The following is a 21,125-nucleotide window of genomic DNA, read 5'->3' on the forward strand; positions in this document are numbered from 1 at the left end:
TTGAGGTGTGCAAATGAACGATTCTCAGATACTAGCGCTTTGCCCCAGTTCACCGCTGGAATGCTGGAGCATCGTCCACCGATGCTACAAGGGAAGGTGCGAGCAAATCCTGCACCTGGCGACGCGAGTGCTTGGCAGTCGAGTGCTCGCCGCGCAATGGCTATACAAACCAGCGATAGGGCTAAGTCATCAGGTACCTTGCATCATCATGGTAAGTCGATCGGGCTACCAGAAAGTGGTGACACTTCTAGGACGAATTGAACACGGCGTCTATGCTTAACGCCGCAAGGTTCCATGCCAGAGGACCTGTCCACTACTCGTCTGACATAGGTTTAGCTGTGTCTATCGCAGAGTCTATATCGAACCGAATCAAGCGTATGCCTAAGGGAAGGCCCTTTGTTAGATCCGTATTCGAGCGAGCCGGCTCTCGCTCCGCGGTAAACAAAGCTCTTTCTCGAATGGTGCTCAGGGGTTCCCTGGAGCGCGTTGCCCGCGGCGTTTACATGCGTCCCAAGCACAGCCAATACACGGGTAAAAGGGTTCGAGCCAACCCGCTTTCTGTATTGGAAGCCGTTGCTAGGGCAAGAGGCGAGATTATCCAGATCCATGGTGCAGAAGCTGTTCGTCGACTGGGGCTGAGTGTTCAGATGCAGGTCCTGCCTACTTACTACACCAGCGGGACGACACGTGAGATCAAGATCGGTAACGCGGTTGTTAGGCTGCGCCATGCGTCTCGCCAACGACTCCAGCAAGCTGGAACGCCAATAGGGACGGCCCTGACCGCTTTTTGGTATCTCGGAGAAAATGGGGTGGATGAACAGGTCGCGAGCAAGATTGTGAGCTCGCTCAGCGCTGAAGAGTTCAACAGGCTCATGGAATGCAAAATGCCTAAGTGGATGCGCTCAGCACTGGCCAACTGCGCTCGAAATGTGAACTGAAAAATTCTGAAGCGGGAGCGAATCCGACGAAAAATCTACGCAACGCATGACGAAGGCCGGAGTTGTATTTTCGATTACATGGAGATACTCATAAACGCCGGCACGGCATATATTATGCAACTGTTGCCAGCAGAGTACGAGAAACGCTAGATCCTGAGCTTAGAGAGCACCGAGGAAACTAGTGGCGACTCTAACCTAAATTGTCCCAGTAGACTCCGCACACCTTAATCGCCACTATCTGCATCGTGATGCTTGTATGCCATTTTCGATTCAAGAGCAGCCAGAGTTGCGCGAACCTGCGTTGATTTTGGCTGAGTATATACTCCACTTGATTCAATAGACGAGTGATGCATAGCTGACTTAATAGTAAGATCCGTGGCTCCGTCTGCGGCAAGTCGCTGCCCATAGGAATGCCTGTGTCCATGAGGGGTAGTACCTAACATTTTCTCACTGATCAACCCAATGCGCTTTACAGCCCCTCTATGTGCTTTCCTGTAGGCAGTATGTGAATACGGCTGCCCAAGTTTGTTAGTGAATGCATAAGGATGCTCTTGACCTAATGCAGGTTTCACTCTGTGCATGCAATGATACTCACTCCACAACTGCGCAAATACTTCTGCCTTGAATGCCGGATGAAAGAAAACCTCAAAACTCATTCGCTGACGGTCAGTAAACGCCCTTCCCTTCGCACCCAAAAATAGAGAATCCTGCGATTTGACCAGTAGATTTCTAGGAGTCAGCCCATACTTGTCACGCAGAAATGTTTGACGCTTCATCCGTTTTTTTCCAGGCGCTAATCCGAGTTGAGGATGATAAACTCGAACAACAACTTCACCTTTTTCAACTGTGACATCATCGCACCACAAGCTCAGCGCCTCAGATAACCTTAGCCCGCCATAATGCATGAGCATAGTGATTAAGATATCTCTGATACTGTATACATTCTTCCGAAGCTTGAACCCCTGCGCAAGAAAGGCATCAATCGATTCTTCAGGAAAATCTTTTGCAGGCTCTAGATCAAAGCTTATCATTGAAGTAGACCTGACCTCCCTACTCATTGAAAAATCAGGTGGCTTTATCCAAAGATGCGAAAGAAAGGCATTACTCTTCCGATGGACGTAAGCTGCCCAATTAAGTTTTTCCTCAGCACGATTCGCTTTGCGCCAAGTATTTAAAACCAATCCAGAATCTTCATTTAGCGCAGCCAGCCAGTCTGAAAATTGAGTAATCGCGGAAATAATCTTGGAGGCATCATCTGGCTGTCTTGGCTCCCACCACAATTCAGATGGATCGCATCCCCGCTCCACGGTACCACTATACAGTGAATTGGAAAACGATCTAAACAGCATTTGGGGAGAATCAAAAAACTGATGATTAGCTTCTACATATTCCAACAACAGCTGCACAGCAAAAGTCGTACTATCTTGCCATGACCTGCTCTTACGCCCATTCAAGTACATATAGTAAGCAAAATCCTTAAGTATCCCTTCATCTGTGATGATTACAGGCAACACCGGTCGAAAACCAGTTGCATCGAATCTCAGCGCTCTGTACTCACGATGGGATCGTTCGAAGAAAACAGCCATTTTGCTGACTCCGGAGATCAATGCAGTTGGAGAGCTTCGTTTTCACAGCATAGCTGAGCTCGGTCCAGTAGAGAGGTAGGCCAAATTTTTTGGGACTATAGCTTGGGTTAACCTTCCTCGATGGCTACTGCATCATCACCCCGGAAGGCGAAGAGCCGAAACACCTGAAAGCGGGTGATGTGTTCGTGATCGAACCTGGGATGAAAGGTACCTGGGAAGTGGTCGAGACCGTGCGCAAGTATTTCGTCTTTGCCTGATCAGAAATTTCCACCCGATATAGGCCCTGTGGAAAACGCTAAATTTCCCACAGGGCCAGAAACACTCTTGAACAATTTGTTTGAACAAGGCAACAAAAGAGCGTGAATTAATCAAAGCATTGAACCACAGTTACATGGCCTTACACATCCCCGCCCATTTCTGTAGTCCTTTTCTGAATCTAATCCCTACCTCTCAATGCGTATTGCCCTCGCACTCACTCAGGCCTAGCCTGCACTGACTGCCCCCATTCGTGGGTAGCATTGCCCAATCAAAAGTTGCCAGGGAGAGGTAGACATGGCTTTCGATGCATATATTCAGATTGACCGTATTCCAGGCGAAGCACGGGACGAAAAATACAGTCAATGGATTGAAGTACTTAGCTATGACTTTGGGGTCAGTCAAAGTACATCCGCCACTGCAAGCTCGGCTGGTGGTGCCACATCCGGCCGAAGCTCCGTCACCAACTTCACATTCACCAAATACCTCGACAGTGCCAGCTGCAAGCTGATGGAGGCCAGTTGTACAGGGCAGCATCTCAAAGCGGTGAAGCTGGCACTCTGTCGTGCCGGCGGTGACAAGCTCAAGTATTACGAAATCATTCTTGAAGAAGTCATCATTGCCGAGTACTCGCAGAGCGTCGACACCGGTGTACCGCTTGAAGTTGTACAGCTCAACTACGGTCGAATCAAGACCACCTACACCCAGCAACGGCGCATCGATGGCGGCGGTGGCGGCAACATCGCCGGCGGCTGGGACCGTATCGGCAATAAAAAATACGCGTGAGGCTCAAGTCATGTCCGAAGCCCGCGCGTTTCTCAACCTCAAGCTGCAAAACTATCATCGGCTCAAATCCGACCTCGCACTGAGCGGCCATGCGCTGGAAAAATTTGATGTTCTAAATTCGCACATTGCCAATACGGTGGTGCGTAGCGGTGAGCTTATCATCATTGGCGACCCCACCACGGCTTCCTGCACCAGCCAGGAAGCCTGGATGATGAGGCAGGCTGCCATTGTGCACATGGGGCTGATGCGCAACGGCCAAGGTGTGGATAACTTCTTTCTGGATAATTTCGAGACTTTGAAAAGCCTGATCGCGCATGCGTCAATGGGCGCTGGAATGGTCAGTGACGGATGGAGCAGGCACCTGAGGGCTATCGAGGTCACCTTGATGGATATCGAAAAACTCCACCAGCAGTTTCTTGGGTCAGGAACGATGACAGCCCGCGAACAGTTCTATGCGAAGCGATCGGCCTTGTTCATGAAACTGGATGAACAGTTGGGCAAGATGGCGGCTTATGGTTCAGGCCTGAGAAACAAGGGATCGATCAAAAGGACGCTGGGAATATCCACCAAGCGTTATATTCACACAGGCGAAATAGCCGGTTACGCCAACAAGGTAGCCAGTGTCGCGAGGGCATCCAGCTTGATCAAACAAGGAACTTACATAGGGTAGCACTTGAAATCGCAGCCACTGGACTGGATATCCACAACGCTTGTACGCTCGGTCACGAAGAGGATTGCACAAGGGCAAAGTACATCGACGGAGGCTCACTCGTGGGAGGCCTTGCAGGAGGCGGTGCAGGCGGATATTTGGGTGGAGCTATTATCGCGCCAGTTTTATGCGCAGCGATCGGGTTACCAACAGGTGGAACAGGTGGGCTTCTTTGTGCAGTTATAATTGGTGCCGCAGGCGCCACAATTGGAGGCAAGGCTGGTGGGGAGAAAGGTGAAGCTTACGGCGATTTTTTGTATAGAGCGCTCTCAAACTGATGGCTATTGAAGATGGGATCATTGCAGCCGTCATTATAAATTTGATTATCATCACAATGATCACTCAGTTTTTTGTCGCCTCACGACGCACAGAATATTTTGAATCCCTATTCCCCAAAAGCAAATATATAAAACAAAACAAACTACTCTACGAGCGAGCCGGATCAATCGGCAAGATGATGCGCACGGGCGCAATCTCAACAATACTTGCATTACCATCTTTTTTTACAAAAAGAAATCTAGTAGATAGGCAAGAGATCGAAGGCTTTCCGAAAAAAACCAAGATCTTACTTGTAACACTTTGGGCGCTGCACATCACTCTATTCAGCGCCTTGATAATAGCGCATTACCTATAACGGTTTAGCAAGCGCATTACGTAACTTGCAAACAATATGGCTGCCAACACAATAAAAAAATCGCGGGCGGGTCCCCTTCCCTCTGGTGCGCAGTTACAGAGGAAAGGCCGCCCGGTCCGCGATGAAGTCCTCGCTTGTCAATCCTTCTTGCGATACCCCTCGACGATGGCCGAGAAATCCTTGCCCCCTTCGCCGCGCAGGCTCATGGCCTGATACAGCTGCTGGGCCACAGCCCCGAGGATCACCGGCTGGTGAGCCTGGCGTGCCGCTTCGGTAGCCAGCCCCAGGTCCTTGAGCATCAGTTCGGCGCCAAAGCCACCGGTGTAGCCACGCGATGCCGGCGCGGTTTCAATGATACCCGGCCACGGGTTGTAGGTGTCCGAGCTCCAGCAACGCCCGGTCGAGCTGTTGATGATGCCGGCCAGCACCTTGGTGTCGATACCCAACGCGTTGCCCAGGGCCATGGCCTCGGACACGCCGATCATCGAAATACCCAGCAGCAGGTTGTTGCAGATCTTGGCAATCTGCCCGGTGCCGACTTCCCCGCAGTGCACGATGTTGCGGCCCATCTGCTCGAGTACCGGCTTGAGGCTGGCGAACAGCTCGGCACTGGCGCCGACCATGAAGGTCAGGGTGCCAGCCGCCGCGCCGCCAGTACCACCGGACACCGGCGCGTCACCCATGTCCACACCTTTGCCCGCTGCGGCCTTGGACACATCACGGGCGGTCTGCGGGTCGATGGTGCTGCAGTCAACGGTCGGCGTGCCGGGACGAATACCGGCCAACACGCCGTCCTCGTTCAAGTACACGCTGCGCACATGGGCTGCGGCCGGCAGCATGGTGATCACCAGTTCGCTGTTGGCTGCCGCGTCCTTGGGCGACGGGCTGATCTGCCCGCCCAGTTCTGCCAACTCGGCCAGCACGGCCTTGTTCAGGTCGAACAGGTTCAGCTGGTGCCCGGCTTTGATCAGGTTGCGGGCCATGGGCGCGCCCATGTTGCCCAGGCCGATGAATGCGATACGCATGACTTCTCCTTAGCGCAGGCTGATGGTGGTGTTCACACCGTCGTTGACGCTGTCGTCATCGAACCAGCGGGCAGTGACGGTCTTGGTCTGAGTGTAGAACTGCACCACTTGCTTGCCGTACGGGCCGAGGTCGCCGAGCTTGGAGCCACGTGAGCCGGTAAAGCTGAAGAACGGTACCGGTACCGGAATCGGGATGTTGATGCCGACCTGGCCGATATCGATTTCGCTCTGGAACTTGCGTGCTGCCGCGCCGCTTTGAGTAAACAGGCCGGTGCCGTTGCCGAACGGGTTGGCGTTGACCAGGGCGATGGCCTCGTCGAGGGTATCGACTTCCAGGGTCACCAGCACCGGGCCGAAGATTTCCTGGGTATACACCTGCATATCGGTCTTCACGCCCGAGAACAGGGTCGGGCCAACGAAGTTACCTTGCTCGTAACCCGGCACCTTGACGTCGCGGCCGTCCAGCTCAAGTTTGGCGCCTTCCTTGATACCGCTTTCGATCAGGCCCAGGACGCGCTCCTTGGCGCGCTTGGAAACCACCGGGCCAACGTCGGTGCCTGGCTCACAGCCGGCATTGACCTTGAGCTTGCTGGCGGCTGCCTTGATATCTGGCAGCCATTCGCGGGCCTTGCCCACCAGCACCGCCACCGAGGTGGCCATGCAGCGTTGGCCCGCCGCACCAAAGGCAGCCCCTACCAAAGCATTGATGGTTTGCGTACGGTTGGCATCGGGCAGCACCACCGCATGGTTCTTGGCGCCCATCATCGACTGCACGCGCTTGCCGTGTTGGCTACCGAGGTTGTAAACGTGGGTGCCGACTTCGGTTGAGCCGACGAAGGAAATCGCCTTGATGTCCTGGTGGGTGCAAATGGCATCCACCACCTGCTTGCCGCCGTGCACCACGTTCAGCACACCGGCCGGCACACCGGCTTCCAGCGCCAGCTCCACCAGCAGCATGGTCGACAGCGGGTCTTGTTCGGACGGTTTGAGCACGAAGGTGTTGCCGCAGACGATGGCCATGGGGAACATCCACAGCGGGATCATCGCCGGGAAGTTGAACGGGGTGATGCCGGCGCACACACCGATCGGCTGGCGCAGGGTGTAGGTGTCGACACCGCTTGCGACGTTTTCGGCAAATTCGCCCATCTGCAGGGTGCCGATGGAGGCGGCGTGCTCGACCACTTCCAGGCCGCGGAAAATATCGCCTTCAGCATCGGCCAGGGTTTTGCCTTGTTCGGCACTGAGCACCTGGGCAATGCGTTTGGTGTGTTCGCGGATCAGCGCCTGCAGCTTGAGCATGATGCGCATGCGCGCGCCGATCGGGGTGTCGCGCCAGGTCTGGAAGGCTCGGTGGGCCGCGGCCACGGCAGCGTCGACTTCCTCGACGGTGGCGAACGGTACGCGCGCCAGCACTTCCTGGCTGGCCGGGTTGACGATGTCGCGCCATTCGGTGGTTTTGGACTCGACCCACTGGCCGTCAATCAGCAGCTTCACCTGCTCGACCTTGGTGCTGTTAGGGGATTGCGGTGCGTTCATCTGCGTTCTCCTTGGAATTATTGTCGGGACGAGATCGCCAGCGCCGGGCAAACGCGAGGTGGCGTCCTGAGGCTTGTTTCGAGTATAGATGTGCAAACATCCAACAAGAACGCACAAAAAAACCGGATCATCATGCAAAAAGACCTCACATCCCTGAGCGCGCTCAACTGGGACGATTTGAAGTTCTTCCTTGAAGTGGCCCGCACCCGCAAGGCCAGCAGTGCCGCCAAACGGCTGAGTGTGGACTACACCACCGTGTCGCGGCGCATCAGCTCGCTGGAGGGCGCGCTGGGTACCTTGCTGTTCGAAAAGTCGCGGACCAACGGCTTTGTGTTGACCGCCGAGGGCCAGCGCTTGCTGGGTTATGCCGAATCGATCGAGAGCACGCTGCACATGGCCTGCGAGCAGGTGTCCGGGTCGGGTGTGGCGTTGTCGGGGCATGTGCGCATGGGCTGCACCGAGGGCTTTGGCAGCTTCTTCATCACCCCGCAGCTCAGCCATTTCGTCGATGCCTACCCGGCGATTTCGGTGGACATCCTGCCGCTGCCGCACTTCATCAGCCTGTCCAAACGCGAGGCGGACATCGTCATCGCGCTGGAGCGGCCGGAGCATGGGCCTTATGTGTGCTGCAAACTGTGCGACTACCGCTTGCGGCTGTATGCGACCCAAGACTACCTGGACAACCACGCGCCGATCCGCCAGGTGGCGGACTTGGCCAAACATCCGTTCATCAGTTACGTGGATGACCTGGCGTTCAGCTCCGAGCTGCTGTACCTGGCCAACCTCATCCCCAGCGCCAGCGCGCATTTGCGCAGCACCAGCGTGATCGCGCAGTACACCGCAGCGTTGCAGGGGCGAGGGTTGGCGATCTTGCCGTGCTTCCTCGCCGCGCAGGACCCTCGGCTGGTGACGGTGTTACCGGAGGAGATCGAGGTGACGCGCCAGTTCTGGATGTACTGCCGGGAGGACTTGAGAAAGTTGAAGCGGATTACCCTGTTGTGGGATTACATCCGAGGTGTGACGGAGACGAATGCGCCGTTGCTGATGGGTGACACACGCCAGATGCGCTTTGCTCAGGAATGATGGGGTTGCTGTGCAACCCCAAACCCTCCCGTCAGTAAGACGCCACCACGATAGACACGCGCCGGTTCTCGGTGCGCCCGGCACTGGTGCGGTTGTCCGCCACCGGCTGGGTACTGCCCAGGCCACGGCTCTGGATGTTCTGCGGCTGCATGCCGACCCCGACCAGCGCCTTGGTCACGCTCTGAGCGCGGCGTTCGGACAATTGCTGGTTATACGCCGCCTTGCCCGAGGCGTCGGCGTGCCCGTCCACCCGCACGCCCTGGATGCCAACGCTGAGCAGTGCCTTGCCAATGCGCTCGACAATCGCCTGGCTCTGGCCGTTGAGGCTGTCCAGGTCACTGCCGAACAGCACCTTGCCAGACAAGTCGTACGCCCAGCCTTCGTCGGTCGGGGTAAAGCCCTCGCGCTTGAGCACGGCAATCTGTTCGGGGTAAGGCCCTTGGGAGGGGCGGTCTGGCAGCCAGTCAGTGCCAGCACGGCGAGCAACAAGGCCCACAGCGGGAAACGTAAAGCCTGTATCACGGGTTCAGCTCCTGTTCTTGATTTCGTTGGCGGACCGTTCCGTCTGCGCCACTTGCCAATGGCCACGGCGTTTACGCTTGGCCTGGTACATCGCCGCATCGGCGGCATTGAGAAGACTGGCGGGGTCAGCGCCGTCATCCGGGTAATAGGCAATACCGACACTCAGTGAGGTGGCGATACTGCGGCCACTGTCCAGCTGCACCGGCAGCTTCATGCTGGCAACGATCTTCTCGGCGATGTGTTCGGCGTCCTTGCGCGACTGCAAAGGTGTCAGCAGCACGGCGAACTCATCACCGCCCAGGCGCGCCACCAGGTCGTGTTCGCGCAACTGGGCGCGTACGCGGTCGGCCACGCTGATCAGAACCTCGTCGCCTACGGCATGGCCGAGGGTGTCGTTGATTTGCTTGAAGTGATCGCTGTCGAGGAACAGCAAGGCCAAGTGGTCCTGCTGCCGTGCAGCATTGCGCACGCTGCGGCTCAGGCGCCCCTCGAAGAAGGCCCGGTTGGGCAGGCCAGTCAGGCTATCGTGGCTGGCCTGGTGGGCCAGGCTCTGGTTTTCACTCTGCAGGTGGCTGTGCCACACCTCCAGTTCGTCCAGCAGGGCATTGAAGTCGTTACCCAGCTCGTTGAGCTCGGCAATCGGCGCTTCCGGCACACGCCGGTCGAAGCTGCGCTCGCGGCGGGCGGCGTGGGCGACACTGGCCAGGCCACGCAGCGGGCGGGTGATATCGCTGAGCAGGCGCCGCGACAGGTACTGGGCAGCCAAGGCGCTGAGGATGGTGCAGAACAGGATGCCGGCCAGACCGCTGAGCAGGAACAGCAACAGGCTACGGCCCTGGCCGACCAGTTCGATATGCCCGACCTGTTGTTGCTGGTGCAGGATCGGCAGGTTGACCGGCTCATCCAGCAACGCGGTGGCAACCTGCACTTCCAGTTGCGCGAGCATGTCGGTGTCGCCGCGTTGCCAGTGCGCCAACAGCTCGCCTTCGTCGTTGAAGACCTTGGCCTCAGCCACTTCCTCGGTACTGGCGATCAGCGCCAGCGATTCATTGGCGGCGGCGCTGTCATCGAACACCACCGCTGCCTCTACGGTGTAATTGATCGAGCGGGCAATCAGCTGCAGGTTTTGGTTGGCGTAGACACGCAGGGCGAGCACGCCCAGCAGGGTCAAGGAAATACCCGCCAGGCCCACGGCAAGCAAGGCGACGCTGAGGTGGCCACGGCCCAGCACCGAGCGCAGGGTGGGGCGCACGCTACGCTTGCGGGTCGGTTTCATGGCTGCACCGCCCGGCGCCGCGACAATTGCAACACACTGGGATGAATACGCACGCCAGAGCGCGCCACCGAGTCGAGGTTGACATCAAAGGCCACCTGCTGGTCGCTGACCCGCAGGCAGAACAGGCTGCCGACCGTGCAGGGGTCATCCGCCTCGCTGATGCTCAACACCGGATGGCCCCTGACACGCTGGAACAGCTGGTCGCGCTGGCCCTGGTCGAGCTTGCCGATATAGATGGCATCGCAGGCCTGGGCGACCTGGGTATCTTCTGCCAACAGGCGCCGCACCTGCAGGGGGCGACCGGATTCCTGGACATGGCCTTTGATCAGGTCATCGGCGTATTCGGTCGGACCGATCAGGCACAAGCGCAAGGGTGAGGGTTCTATAGGCCAGCGGGCGTAGCTGAAGATACCCAATACGACCTGGGTGACTGCCTGGGCGCGTTGTTGAGCCCGAGCGGCGGTTGTGGCGGAGTCTGCCTGGGCAGGGCCTGTGTAAAGGAACAGGGCGGCCAGCAATAGCGAAAGCGCACAGCTTGTCACTCGCCTTGCGGCCACGTGCATGTGGGGAGTCTCTTAAAATCCTTTCTCGAATTGGCGCAACGATAGCACAAGGCCGCTCCTACAAGGGACCGCGTTCGGTATCAGACTTGTTCCAGCATCAACCCTGAAATACGCCGCACCTTGCGCGCCACCGCTTCTTCAAAAATGCCCTGCCGAGGCTCGACCAGGCTGAAGCAGTGCTTGGCGCGGGTGATGCCGGTGTACACCAGTTCCTTGGTCAGCACCGGGTTGAGCGCATCCGGTAGCACCAGCGCCGTGTGGCTGAACTCCGAGCCCTGGGACTTGTGCACGGTCATGGCGAACACCGTTTCCACTTCGTTGAGCCGGCTGGGCAGGACGAAACGCACGCCGCCACTGCCATCGTTACGCGGGAAGGCCACGCGCAGCAGCGGCTCACCGCGCTCATCCGGCAAGTGCAGGGCGATGCCGATGTCACCGTTCATCAGGCCCAGGCCGTAATCGTTGCGGGTCACCAATACCGGGCGCCCTTCGTACCAGTGCTGCTGGCTGTCGATCAAGCCAGCATTGTGCAGCACCCGCGCCACCCGCTCGTTCAGGCCTTCGACGCCCCAGGCGCCACGACGCACTGCACACAGCAACTGGAAGTCCTCGAAGCTGTGCAGCACCTTGCCGGCCCATTGCTCCCACGCGGGGTCGTCAGCAGCGGTTTCGAGTGCTGGCCGATAGCGGCCAAGGGTACGCAGGTAGCTGCGGTAGCCTTGCGGGCCGTCGCTGCCGCGGTTGAGGCCATCGAGCAACAGGCGGTCGAAAGCACGGTCCTGCTCGTGCTTGAGTGCCAGGCTGTGCACGTCGGCGGGTGGCGTGGCCAGCAAGTTGCGCGCCGCATGGGAGTCCTGCCGGTTGACCAGCCGGGCCAGTTGGCCAATGCCGCTGCCTTCACCGAAGCGTCGCGAAAAACGCAGCATCACCACTTGCTGGGCCAGTGGATTGCGCTGTTCGTCGCCAGCCTTGAGGCCACTGCCGGCCAGTGACTCGCCACTGATCTGTTCCAGCCATGCTGCGGTCGCCGGCGAGTAATAGCCCTCTTCGGCATCCCGGCACAAGTCGCCCAGCACCGCACCGGCTTCCACCGACGCCAACTGGTCCTTGTCGCCCAGTAGCACCAGGCGTGCCCGAGGCGGCAAGGCATCGAGCAGGTTGGCCATCATTTCCAGGTCGATCATCGATGCTTCGTCGACCACCAGCACATCCAATGGTAACGGGTTGCCAGCATGGTGGCGGAAGTGCCGGGAGCCCGGGCGGCTACCGAGCAGACGATGCACGGTGCTGACTTCTGTGGGAATGTGCCCACGCACTTCGGCGCTGACCTGCAGGCGCTCGACCTGCTGGCCAATGGATTCGGTGAGGCGCGCAGCGGCCTTGCCGGTCGGCGCGGCCAAGCGGATGCGCAGCGGCCTGCCCTGCTCCACTGCCGGCCCTTGCAGCAAGGCCAGCAGGCGCACCACAGTGGTGGTCTTGCCCGTGCCGGGGCCACCCGTGATGATGCTGAAACCGGCACGGGTGGCCAGCGCGCAAGCGAGCTTCTGCCAGTCTACCTGGCCAGCTGGCGCACCACCGTCGAACAGCTGAGCCAGGCGACCGGTCAGGTCGGTCAGCGGCGCTTCGGCCTGGGTCAGGCGCTGGCGCAGGGTATGGTCGATACGCCGTTCATAGCTCCAGTAGCGGCGCAGGTACAGACGCTGGCCGCTGAGCACCAGTGGCCGCGCTTGCTGGCCTGGGCTATCGCCCTCGGCCACCAGCGCGCTGGCAGCGATGCGCTGGCGCCAGGCATTCAAATCGAGGTTGGCCAGCAGTTGCGAGGGAAGCAGCAAGGGGCCTGTCAGCGCATCGCCCTCCGGCGGCAACGACAGGGCGAAATCAGGCTCGGCCAAGGTCTGTTGCAGGTCGAGGCAGACATGCCCGTGCCCCAGTTGATGACTGGCCAGCGCCGCCGCCAGCAATAACAAGGGATCACTGCCGGGAGCGCGCTCTTCCAGGAACGACACGAATGCGCGGTCCAGCGCGCGCAGCCAGCCCCGTTCTACCCAGCGGTCGAGCAGTTGCAGCAGGTCACCGCTGTCATGCTGTGGTGCCAGCGCCAGCAGGTGCTCGGCGTGCAACGGCGTGGGCAACAGGTCGACAAGGCTTCGGCTCATTTCACGGCTCCGGCAAACAGGTCCTGCTGTACGGGTGGGTGCTCGCCACGGAACAGCGCATCGAGGCTTTCGATCAGCTCACGCGGTGGCTTGGCGTGATACACGCCATGGCCGCTGCTGCTGGCACCACGCAGGAAGATGAACAGGGCACCGCCAACATGGCGGTCGTAATCGTAGTCCGGCAGGCGGGCACGCAACTGCCGGTGCAGGGCCAGCAGGTACAGCACGTACTGCAGGTCGTAGCGGTGCTCGATAATGGCCTTTTCCATGGTTTGGGTGTCGTAGGCCTGGATGTCCGGGCCCAGCCAGTTGGACTTGTAGTCGGTGACGTAGTAACGCCCGTCCAGCTCGAAGGCCAGGTCGATGAACCCTTTGAACATGCCGTTGAGCACGGTCGGCTGCGCCGCCGGGCGCGCCAGGCCGGGGTGGGTGTGGCGTGCGACAAGGCGGTCGAGTTGTTCAGCATCGACCTGGTGGCTGGCGAACCAGAACTCCATTTCGATCTGGTAATGATGCAACTGGCCCAGCATTACGCTCTGGTCGCTGCCTGGCAGCGGTAACGCCTCGCCCAGCAAGCGTTGCATCCACTGGCTCAGGGTGGGGATCCAGCCGGTCCAGTCGCGACGGTTGCAGCGCTGGCCAACGGTGCGCTCAATCAGCTGTGGGTTGCCGCTGACCTGGCTAAAGCCTTCACGACCCGCCCATTCCAGCAAGCCATGCAAGAAGGTGCCTGGGTTTGGCCCCCGCGGGAAACGGTGGATATCGCCGCTGTCAGCCGGGACCTCGCGCAACACCTGGGCATCGACCGTCTCGTCATCCAGCAGTTGCTGGGCCTGTGAGCTGTCGGCACCGAGGGTCTGGTCGCCTACGCGCAGGGCGCTGTAAGAAGCGATCCACCAGTGCTCGGCGGCCGCGCGGCGGGGCTTGCGTGCGGGCAGCAGCTCACGCTCGGCGTGCGGTACGCGATACGCCTGCTCATTGGCCTGCGGCAGGCCCGGGCAGGTAATGTGCGGGCATGTCGACGCCAACGCCTGCAACCAGTCCGTCAGCTGCTGCGAACCTGTCAGGGCAAGGCCGCCACCCAGCAGGTAACCCAATGCCGATCGGTGCAGCTGCGAACTCTTCTGGTTGCCACGCTTGAGGTCGGCGACCCCCAACCAGCACGCATGCTGGGCGCGGGTCAGGGCCACATAGAGCAGGCGCAGGTCTTCGGCCAGGCGCTCGTCGTCAGCGCGCTCGATCTGTTCCTGATCCGGGGTGAGGGTGAGGTGGGCGTTACCTTCGCTGTCATGCCAGGCCAGCGGCAGGCGGCTGCCGTCCACCGGCTTGCTGGTGCAGATGAACGGCAGGTAAACCAAGGGATACTCCAGGCCCTTGGACTTGTGGATGGTCACGACTTTGACCAACTGTTCGTCGCTTTCCAGGCGCAGGATCTGCTCTTCACCGGCCTGCCCGGAATTGGCGAGGTGCTCGGCCAGGTGGCGGATCAATGCCTGTTCGCCGTCCAGCTCACCAGCAGCCTGCTGCAGCAATTCGGCCAGGTGCAGCAGGTTGGTCAGTACCCGCTCGCCATCGCTGCGGCGGATCAGCGTGCGCGGCAGCTGGAAGTCATGCAGCAGGTGCCGCAGCATGGGCAACACGCCCTGGTGTTGCCAGGTATCGCGATAATGGCGAAAACGCATGACCCAGCCTTCCCAGACCCGCTCGTCCTGGTTCAGCTGGTCCAGCGCGGCCAATGACAGGCCCAGTGTAAGGCTGGCCAGTGCGGCCTTGAGCAGGCGCTCGGAGTCGGGCTCGGCGCAGGCCTTGAGCCAGGCCAGCAGGTCGTGGGCTTCCTGGGCGGCGAACACCGAGTCCTTGTCGGACAGGTACACACTGCGTACATCGCGCGCGGCCAGCTCGGCGCGGACCACCTGCGCTTCGTGGCCATCACGCACCAGGATGGCGATGTCCGAGGGCAGGCAGGGACGCAACTCGCCTTCGGCATTCTGGAAGCCTGCCGTGCCTTGCTGGCCACCATTGAGCAGCGCGACGATATGGCTGGCGCAGCTGGCTGCCAGCTGCTGGCGGTAGACACTGCTGGAAACCGGCTCTTCGCTTTCCAGTTGCCAGCACTGCAGGGCTGCACTGGTTTCGCCGTCAATCAGCAACTGTTCGCCACGGCCCTTCGCGCGCACCTCGATGAACGGCAGCGGGTTGTCATCCGCCGCGCGGAACAGGAATGCTCCCCGCCCCGTTTCACGCACTTCGGCCTGCAGGAACACCTGGTTGACCGCCGCGACCATGGCCTTGCTGGACCGGTAGTTGGTGTCCAGGCTGTGCAGGCGGTCGCGGGTGGCGCGCCGTGCAGCGAGGTAGGTGTAGATGTCGGCACCACGGAAGGCGTAGATCGCCTGCTTGGGGTCTCCGATCATGAACAGGCCAGTGTCTGCGCGGTTTTCGCTGATCTGATAGATGCGCTCGAAAATGCCGTACTGAACCGGGTCGGTATCCTGGAATTCGTCGATCAGCGCTACCGGGAACTGCTCGCGGATCAAACCGGCCAAGCGCTCGCCGGCCTCGCTGGCCAAGGCGTGCTGCAGGCGCACGAGCATGTCGTCGAAGCCCATTTCCGCGCGCCGGCGCTTCTCTACTTCGAAACGTGCCGATACCCAGCTGGCAGCATGCTCAAGCAAGGGCGCATCCGGGCTGTCCAAGGCCTGCAATTGTTGCTGCAAGCTCTGCATGGCGTTGAGGCCGGGGTGCTCAGGCGGTTCACCCTTCCAGGCCTCGGCCATGCCCGCCGGGGTCAGGCGGGTAAAACCCGTGCCCAAGTCGAGGTCAACCAGCTGTTCATCACCCGCCCAGGCACAGAGCTTGTCGAACCAGGGCTCGAAGTAACGGGCCTGCATCTTGCGGCCGTCGACCTGCTTGGCGGCCAGCGCATCGCGGCAGATTTGCCGCAGTTGCTCGGCCCACTGCGCCCATGGCGCCTTGAGCCGGGCCAGCTGCTCGCCACGTTGCTGCAGCGATGCCTGGATCAATGCTGCCGGCTCTGGCCCATCCTGCTGAGCACGCACGCGGCCAAACAGTGGGCGAATGCGCGGCAGCAAAGCGTCGGGGCTGCCCCAGTTGCCGCGCACCCAGGCCAGTGCATCGCCTTGCATGCCGTAGCAAAAACGCCGCCAGTAATCGCGCATGACCTGGCCCAGCAACTCGCTGTGGTCGGTTTCCAGGGTCTGGGTGAACAGGCTGCCGCTGTCGAAGGCATGCTCGCGCAGCATGCGCTGACACCAGCCATGGATGGTCGATACCGCAGCTTCGTCCATCCACTGCACGGCGATTTCCAAGCGGCCGGCACAACGCGGCCAGGCTTCTTGCGGGTAATCATCACGCAATTGGTGCAACAGCGGGTCGGCGCCTTCCAGTTCGCCACGGAAGAACCGTGCAGCCTCAGCCAGGCGGGCGCGGATACGTTCGCGCAGCTCTTTGGTGGCAGCGTCGGTGAAGGTCACCACGAGTATCTGCGGTGGCAGCAACTCGCGGTCGAAGCCTTGTTCGCCACCGTGGCCAAGGATCAGGCGCAGGTACAGCGCCGAAATGGTGAAGGTCTTGCCCGTGCCGGCGCTGGCCTCGATCAGCTGGCTGCCGTGCAGGGGGAAACTCAGTGCCAGGGGACGGTCCTGGGTCATGCGCCTTTCTCCGGGTTGCCCAGGGTCTGCCAAGGGGCGGTGAACAACGGGCGGTACAAGGTTTCGCACCAGCCTTCAAAGGTTTCGTCAGCCGTCAGTGCAGCAAAGTCGCGGAACTGGCGGGCCAGAGCGATGCTCTCACTTCGCTCGCCAAAGCTGGTGCGCTCGTCGCCTTCATAGGCACGGGCTGCGGCGGCCAAAGCCTTGTCGGCGTCGTCCTGGGCCAGCCAGGCGAACGCGGTCTTGGCCGCGACGGGCAGCGGCGCATTCATCGCCGCCTGACGGGCCACCAGCAGGTCGCCCAACAGCTGAGCAGCCTGTGCTTGCGGTAGCGGTGCAAGTAACAGGGTCAGGTCGCTGGCTACCAGTGCACTGTTGTAGGGATAGCCGGCCGCACAGGCGGCCAGGTGCGTAACCCAAGGTGCGATCAGACGATGCCACTTGAGGTTGTTGCGCCCGGCGCTGATTGTGTTGGGTACCGTGGTGATGCTGAGCAGGCTCTGGTCCTGAGCCTGGAACACCCGGCCCAACCAGCCTTCGAGACGGTGCTGAGCGTGCTCGAAATGCACCGGCAAAGCGCCCTCGACCAGCTGAGGCCAGCGTTGCAGCAGCTGTTGGTGACGTTGCAACAAATCGGGTAGCGGTTCGATCAACTCGCTTTGCAGCGATTCTCCGAAACCGGCCAGCGGCAGCAAACCGCAGGCCTGTAGGCGCCGGGCCTGGGCACGCAAGGCCTGTTCGGCATTGTCCGGCTCGGCCAAGGCTGCGCCAAGCAGGCTTTCACTGGCGCCATAGCGTTGCAGCGTATCGAGGACGAAGGGTTCTTCGTCCGGGGTTGGTGCTTCCAGCGCTTCAAAGTACACCTTCAAGCGCTGGCTGAAAAAGTGCCGTACCGGATGGCGCAGAAAGTCATTCAGTTGGGTCAGGCTCAGGGCTTCATCACCTAGGTATGGCGGCAGGCCGGGCTCGCCCTGTTCATCTGTCTCGCCATGCTGGTGCAGCAGTTGCCATTCATGGGCAAAGCTGAACAACGGGCTGCCTTTCTGGAAGTAGCGTGCGCTGAACGGCTGCAAGGGATGCTCCTGAGTCAGAGCGTGCAGCAGTTGCTCGCCCGGTTCGGCTGGCTGCCCCTGCTGCGTGCCGGCCAGATGCCATCCCGTGGCGATGTGATCGCGCAACTGGCCGATCAGTACCGAGGCCGGGCGTTCGCTATTGTCACGGATACTGCGCCCGACCCAACTGACATACAGCTGGTCGCGTGCCGACAACAGCGCCTCCAGCAGCAGGTAACGGTCGTCTTCGCGGCGAGAGCGGTCACCGGGGCGGTAGTCGCTGGCCATCAAGTCGAAGTCCAGCGGTTGCTGGGCGCGCGGGTAGTCGCCATCGTTCATGCCCAGCAGGCAAACCACCCGGAACGGGATGGCGCGCATGGGCATCAGGGTGCAGAAGTTCACCGAGCCGGCTAAGAAGCGCTGTGACAGCTTGCCCTGATCGAGGCCCGACAGCCAGGCTTCACGCACCACGGTCAGCGGCAACGGGTCTTGCAGGCCAACGGTCTCGCACACTTCAAGCCAGCTATCGCGCAGATCTTGCAGTTGCATCAGCAGGTACTCGTCACGCTCGCCCTCGGCCAGGAAAAACACCTGTAGCAAAGCATGCAGGCGCTCGCCCCACTGCGTGACGGTGGCGGGCTCGGACAAGGCCTGACAGGCGACTTCGAGCGCATCGAGCAGCGCGACCAGTGGGCCGATCAGTGCAGCGTCCAAGCCACCGATTTCATCGTAGGGTTCAATGCCGTCACAGGCCACGCCCACACCCACTGCATAGCCCAGCAGCATACGCCGCAGGCCGAAGCGCCAACTGTTCTGTTCGAGCCCGGCGGGCAAACCAAGACTGGCCCGCTGCTCGGCGTTGAGGCCCCAGCGTATGCCGGCCCCCTCGATCCAGCGGTGTAACGTGGGCAGGTCGTTTTCGCGAATACCAAAGCGAGCGCGCACTGCCGGCACGTCCAGCAGGTCGAGCACTTCGCTGACCGCGAAACGGCTGTCTGGCAGTTTGAGCAAGTGCTCAAGAGCGATCAGCAAAGGTTCGCGGCCGCGCTGGCCCTGGTCGGTCAGGGTGAACGGGATGTAGCGCGGGTCGTTGCGCTGCAACTGGCCAAAGACAGCGCGGATGTGCGGCGCGTAAGTGTCGATGGCCGGTAGCATGACGATCACGTCACGCGGGCGCAAAGTTGCGTCGGCGCTGAAGCGGGCCAACAGTTGGTCGTGGAGGATTTCCACTTCACGTTGCGGGCTATGGGCGATGTGGAAGCGGATCGAGCGATCCTTTGCAGTATCCACGGGCGGCCACAGCTCACGGGTTTCGGTGAGCGGGCGCAACTCCAGGATGTCGTCCTGCAATTGATTGAGCAGCGTGGTGGGCGAACCGTCACTGAACAGGTCGATGCGGCCATCGCTGAACACGCCCTGGTAGCTGCCCGGGTCGTCGTAGCTGTCGAGCAGGTTGATGTAGTCGCGGCCTTGTTTGCCCCAGGCGGCCAGCAACGGATGGGCATGCTGGTGCAACGACTGGTCATCCAGTTGCAGGGGCATGCCCTGCTTGCGTTGCTGGCGTTTGTACTGGTGGCGTAACAGGTCCTTGTCGGCAACGATGTCGGCCCAGTGGTGGCGGCATGGGTTATGAACGCACAACAGCACCTGGCTGAAACGCGCCAGACCGGCCAGTGCTTCCAGGGCCTGGGCGGGTAGTGAGGAGATGCCAAACACGATCACCCGCGGTGGCAGCCCTGCAGGTGCCTGCTCCAGGCTGTTGATCCGCTCGATGAAGCGTTGGTGAACCCCGGCACGGCTCTGCGCCATACCCTGCTCGCCAACATCTTCCAGTAATGCTCGCCACAACTCGGCTTGCCAACGGTTGCCCGGCGGCAGCGCTTTGCGCTCGCCACGGGCGGTGTTGAGGACATGCTCGCCTGCGGCCCAGTCCTTGAGCCAGTCGGCGCGGTAGACCTGGTACTGGTCGAATAGGTCCGCTAGCCGTTCGGCTAGCTGATAGCGCTTGCGCAGGTCGCTGTCGTCGGTAAGGAAGCGCCGCAGCGGCTCGAAATGAGGGCGTTCGATCAGGGCGGGTAACAGGCGCATCAGGCGCCAAGTGAGTGGGGCCTTGTCGAGCAGGGAAACTTCGGGAATTTCGTCACGGCCCAGCACGCTGCGGTATAGCTGCCACATGAAGCTACCGGGTAGTTGCACATCGATTGCGGCGGCGATGCCACAGCCGCCCAGGTCATCTTCCAGCGGGTCTTCGGCCAGGGCCAACTTGAGCCATTGGGCGATGCCATTGCTTTGCACCAAGGCTATTTCGTTTTCCAGCGGCGCCAGGGGATAGCGACGCATCCAGCTCACTACCAGGCTGCGCAGGTCGTCGAGGCGGTTGCCGTGGACGATCATGAAGCCGGGGTGGAGAGTGGTAGTAGCCATAGTGCATTCCCTGGGAGCGGTTGATTCCGGTGCAAAACCATATCACGAGGCATGCCTTGGACCATGGCATGCGTGGAGACAAATCTTTTTCTGGCCCCAAAGACAAAACCCCTACCTGCATGCGCAGATAGGGGTTTTGCGAAATAAATCTTGACGATGACCTACTCTCACATGGGGAAACCCCACACTACCATCGGCGATGCATCGTTTCACTGCTGAGTTCGGGATGGGATCAGGTGGTTCCAATGCTCTATGGTCGTCAAGAAATTCTGTAGCCAGAATGTCCAGATGGACAGCCCAGCGAATTCGGATATGTGATTGTGTGGTTCGTTGCGAACTTTCGGTTCGTATCATCTTCACCACCGCAATTTGGCTGACGCACAAATTGCTTGGGTGTTATATGGTCAAGCCTCACGGGCAATTAGTATTGGTTAGCTCAACGCCTCACAGCGCTTACACACCCAACCTATCAACGTCGTAGTCTTCGACGGCCCTTTAGGGGATTCAAGATCCCAGTGAGATCTCATCTTGAGGCAAGTTTCCCGCTTAGATGCTTTCAGCGGTTATCTCTTCCGAACATAGCTACCCGGCAATGCCACTGGCGTGACAACCGGAACACCAGAGGTTCGTCCACTCCGGTCCTCTCGTACTAGGAGCAGCCCCTCTCAAATCTCAAACGTCCACGGCAGATAGGGACCGAACTGTCTCACGACGTTCTAAACCCAGCTCGCGTACCACTTTAAATGGCGAACAGCCATACCCTTGGGACCGGCTTCAGCCCCAGGATGTGATGAGCCGACATCGAGGTGCCAAACACCGCCGTCGATATGAACTCTTGGGCGGTATCAGCCTGTTATCCCCGGAGTACCTTTTATCCGTTGAGCGATGGCCCTTCCATACAGAACCACC

Annotated in this window: 13 protein-coding genes, 2 rRNA genes and 4 pseudogenes (1 of these 19 running past the window's edge); 8 read left to right on the forward strand and 11 right to left on the reverse strand. The window is 60.1% G+C overall.

What is annotated here, in order from left to right:
• The first annotated feature begins 13 nt into the window (after window positions 1–13).
• From AB5975_06085 to AB5975_06095, 3 genes and pseudogenes are all read left to right on the forward strand, one after another.
• On the forward strand, window positions 14–280 hold the full coding sequence (locus AB5975_06085) for an antitoxin Xre/MbcA/ParS toxin-binding domain-containing protein (GenBank protein XDR21440.1): 267 nt from the start codon (window positions 14–16) through the stop codon (window positions 278–280).
• A gap of 58 nt (window positions 281–338) precedes the next feature.
• Window positions 339–938: a DUF6088 family protein gene (locus AB5975_06090; GenBank protein XDR21441.1), complete on the forward strand. Its 600-nt coding sequence runs from the start codon at window positions 339–341 to the stop codon at window positions 936–938.
• Window positions 939–1,088, forward strand: a pseudogene (locus AB5975_06095) (IS3 family transposase).
• 74 nt (window positions 1,089–1,162) lie between these two features.
• On the opposite strand, the gene gmtY reads toward AB5975_06095, so the two are convergent.
• Window positions 1,163–2,524 (reverse strand): gamma-mobile-trio recombinase GmtY, encoded by a 1,362-nt coding sequence (gmtY, locus tag AB5975_06100; GenBank protein XDR21442.1) that lies wholly within the window; start codon window positions 2,522–2,524, stop codon window positions 1,163–1,165.
• Window positions 2,525–2,637: 113 nt separating this feature from the next.
• Between gmtY and AB5975_06105 the strand changes: the two are divergent.
• From AB5975_06105 to AB5975_06120, 4 genes and pseudogenes are all read left to right on the forward strand, one after another.
• Window positions 2,638–2,781 (forward strand): annotated as a pseudogene (locus tag AB5975_06105) (cupin domain-containing protein).
• A gap of 295 nt (window positions 2,782–3,076) precedes the next feature.
• On the forward strand, window positions 3,077–3,565 hold the full coding sequence (locus AB5975_06110; protein XDR21443.1) for an Hcp family type VI secretion system effector: 489 nt from the start codon (window positions 3,077–3,079) through the stop codon (window positions 3,563–3,565).
• Between the two features lie 10 nt (window positions 3,566–3,575).
• Window positions 3,576–4,552, forward strand: a pseudogene (locus AB5975_06115) (hypothetical protein).
• The gene (locus AB5975_06120) at window positions 4,552–4,908 is read left to right on the forward strand and encodes a hypothetical protein (protein ID XDR21444.1); all 357 of its coding nucleotides are present in this window, start codon (window positions 4,552–4,554) and stop codon (window positions 4,906–4,908) included. Before AB5975_06115 ends, AB5975_06120 begins: the two are co-directional and overlap by 1 nt.
• Before the next feature lie 137 nt (window positions 4,909–5,045).
• Here AB5975_06120 and mmsB read toward each other — a convergent pair whose 3' ends face one another.
• Together mmsB and AB5975_06130 are read right to left on the reverse strand one after the other, a co-directional pair.
• Window positions 5,046–5,933: a 3-hydroxyisobutyrate dehydrogenase gene (mmsB, locus tag AB5975_06125; GenBank protein XDR21445.1), complete on the reverse strand. Its 888-nt coding sequence runs from the start codon at window positions 5,931–5,933 to the stop codon at window positions 5,046–5,048.
• A gap of 9 nt (window positions 5,934–5,942) precedes the next feature.
• Window positions 5,943–7,469: a CoA-acylating methylmalonate-semialdehyde dehydrogenase gene (locus AB5975_06130; GenBank protein XDR21446.1), complete on the reverse strand. Its 1,527-nt coding sequence runs from the start codon at window positions 7,467–7,469 to the stop codon at window positions 5,943–5,945.
• 132 nt (window positions 7,470–7,601) lie between these two features.
• On the opposite strand from AB5975_06130, the gene AB5975_06135 reads away from it, so the two are divergent.
• Window positions 7,602–8,552, forward strand: a complete 951-nt coding sequence (locus tag AB5975_06135; GenBank protein XDR21447.1) for a LysR family transcriptional regulator — start codon at window positions 7,602–7,604, stop codon at window positions 8,550–8,552.
• Window positions 8,553–8,583: 31 nt separating this feature from the next.
• On the opposite strand, the pseudogene AB5975_06140 reads toward AB5975_06135, so the two are convergent.
• From AB5975_06140 to AB5975_06175, 8 genes and pseudogenes are all read right to left on the reverse strand, one after another.
• A pseudogene (locus tag AB5975_06140) lies at window positions 8,584–9,074 on the reverse strand (OmpA family protein).
• 4 nt (window positions 9,075–9,078) lie between these two features.
• Complete coding sequence (locus AB5975_06145) at window positions 9,079–10,350, reverse strand: diguanylate cyclase (GenBank protein ID XDR21448.1); 1,272 nt, start codon at window positions 10,348–10,350, stop codon at window positions 9,079–9,081.
• Complete coding sequence (locus tag AB5975_06150; protein XDR21449.1) at window positions 10,347–10,913, reverse strand: YfiR family protein; 567 nt, start codon at window positions 10,911–10,913, stop codon at window positions 10,347–10,349. The genes AB5975_06145 and AB5975_06150 overlap by 4 nt, the downstream gene beginning before the upstream one ends.
• 80 nt (window positions 10,914–10,993) lie before the next feature.
• Window positions 10,994–13,069: an exodeoxyribonuclease V subunit alpha gene (gene recD, locus AB5975_06155; GenBank protein XDR21450.1), complete on the reverse strand. Its 2,076-nt coding sequence runs from the start codon at window positions 13,067–13,069 to the stop codon at window positions 10,994–10,996.
• Window positions 13,066–16,740, reverse strand: coding sequence for an exodeoxyribonuclease V subunit beta (recB, locus tag AB5975_06160; GenBank protein ID XDR21451.1), 3,675 nt, complete (start codon window positions 16,738–16,740; stop codon window positions 13,066–13,068). Before recB ends, recD begins: the two co-directional genes overlap by 4 nt.
• Window positions 16,737–20,216: an exodeoxyribonuclease V subunit gamma gene (gene recC, locus AB5975_06165; GenBank protein XDR21452.1), complete on the reverse strand. Its 3,480-nt coding sequence runs from the start codon at window positions 20,214–20,216 to the stop codon at window positions 16,737–16,739. Before recC ends, recB begins: the two co-directional genes overlap by 4 nt.
• 148 nt (window positions 20,217–20,364) lie before the next feature.
• Window positions 20,365–20,480: ribosomal RNA gene (rrf, locus tag AB5975_06170) — 5S ribosomal RNA — on the reverse strand.
• 136 nt (window positions 20,481–20,616) lie between these two features.
• Window positions 20,617–21,125 (reverse strand): 23S ribosomal RNA (locus AB5975_06175); it runs 2,383 nt beyond the window's last position.

Origin of the sequence: Pseudomonas putida (assembly GCA_041071465.1) — a bacterium.
In the GTDB taxonomy this organism is placed as follows: domain Bacteria; phylum Pseudomonadota; class Gammaproteobacteria; order Pseudomonadales; family Pseudomonadaceae; genus Aquipseudomonas; species Aquipseudomonas putida_P.

Coding starts and splice junctions, on each gene's coding strand:
- AB5975_06120 (XDR21444.1), top strand. CDS start 4,552: ATGGCTATTGAAGATGGGATCATTGCAGCCGTCATTATAAATTTGATT.
- AB5975_06150 (XDR21449.1), bottom strand. CDS start 10,913: ATGCACGTGGCCGCAAGGCGAGTGACAAGCTGTGCGCTTTCGCTATTG.
- AB5975_06130 (XDR21446.1), bottom strand. CDS start 7,469: ATGAACGCACCGCAATCCCCTAACAGCACCAAGGTCGAGCAGGTGAAG.
- gmtY (XDR21442.1), bottom strand. CDS start 2,524: ATGGCTGTTTTCTTCGAACGATCCCATCGTGAGTACAGAGCGCTGAGA.
- AB5975_06135 (XDR21447.1), top strand. CDS start 7,602: ATGCAAAAAGACCTCACATCCCTGAGCGCGCTCAACTGGGACGATTTG.
- recB (XDR21451.1), bottom strand. CDS start 16,740: ATGACCCAGGACCGTCCCCTGGCACTGAGTTTCCCCCTGCACGGCAGC.
- AB5975_06145 (XDR21448.1), bottom strand. CDS start 10,350: ATGAAACCGACCCGCAAGCGTAGCGTGCGCCCCACCCTGCGCTCGGTG.
- mmsB (XDR21445.1), bottom strand. CDS start 5,933: ATGCGTATCGCATTCATCGGCCTGGGCAACATGGGCGCGCCCATGGCC.
- recC (XDR21452.1), bottom strand. CDS start 20,216: ATGGCTACTACCACTCTCCACCCCGGCTTCATGATCGTCCACGGCAAC.
- AB5975_06110 (XDR21443.1), top strand. CDS start 3,077: ATGGCTTTCGATGCATATATTCAGATTGACCGTATTCCAGGCGAAGCA.
- AB5975_06085 (XDR21440.1), top strand. CDS start 14: ATGAACGATTCTCAGATACTAGCGCTTTGCCCCAGTTCACCGCTGGAA.
- recD (XDR21450.1), bottom strand. CDS start 13,069: ATGAGCCGAAGCCTTGTCGACCTGTTGCCCACGCCGTTGCACGCCGAG.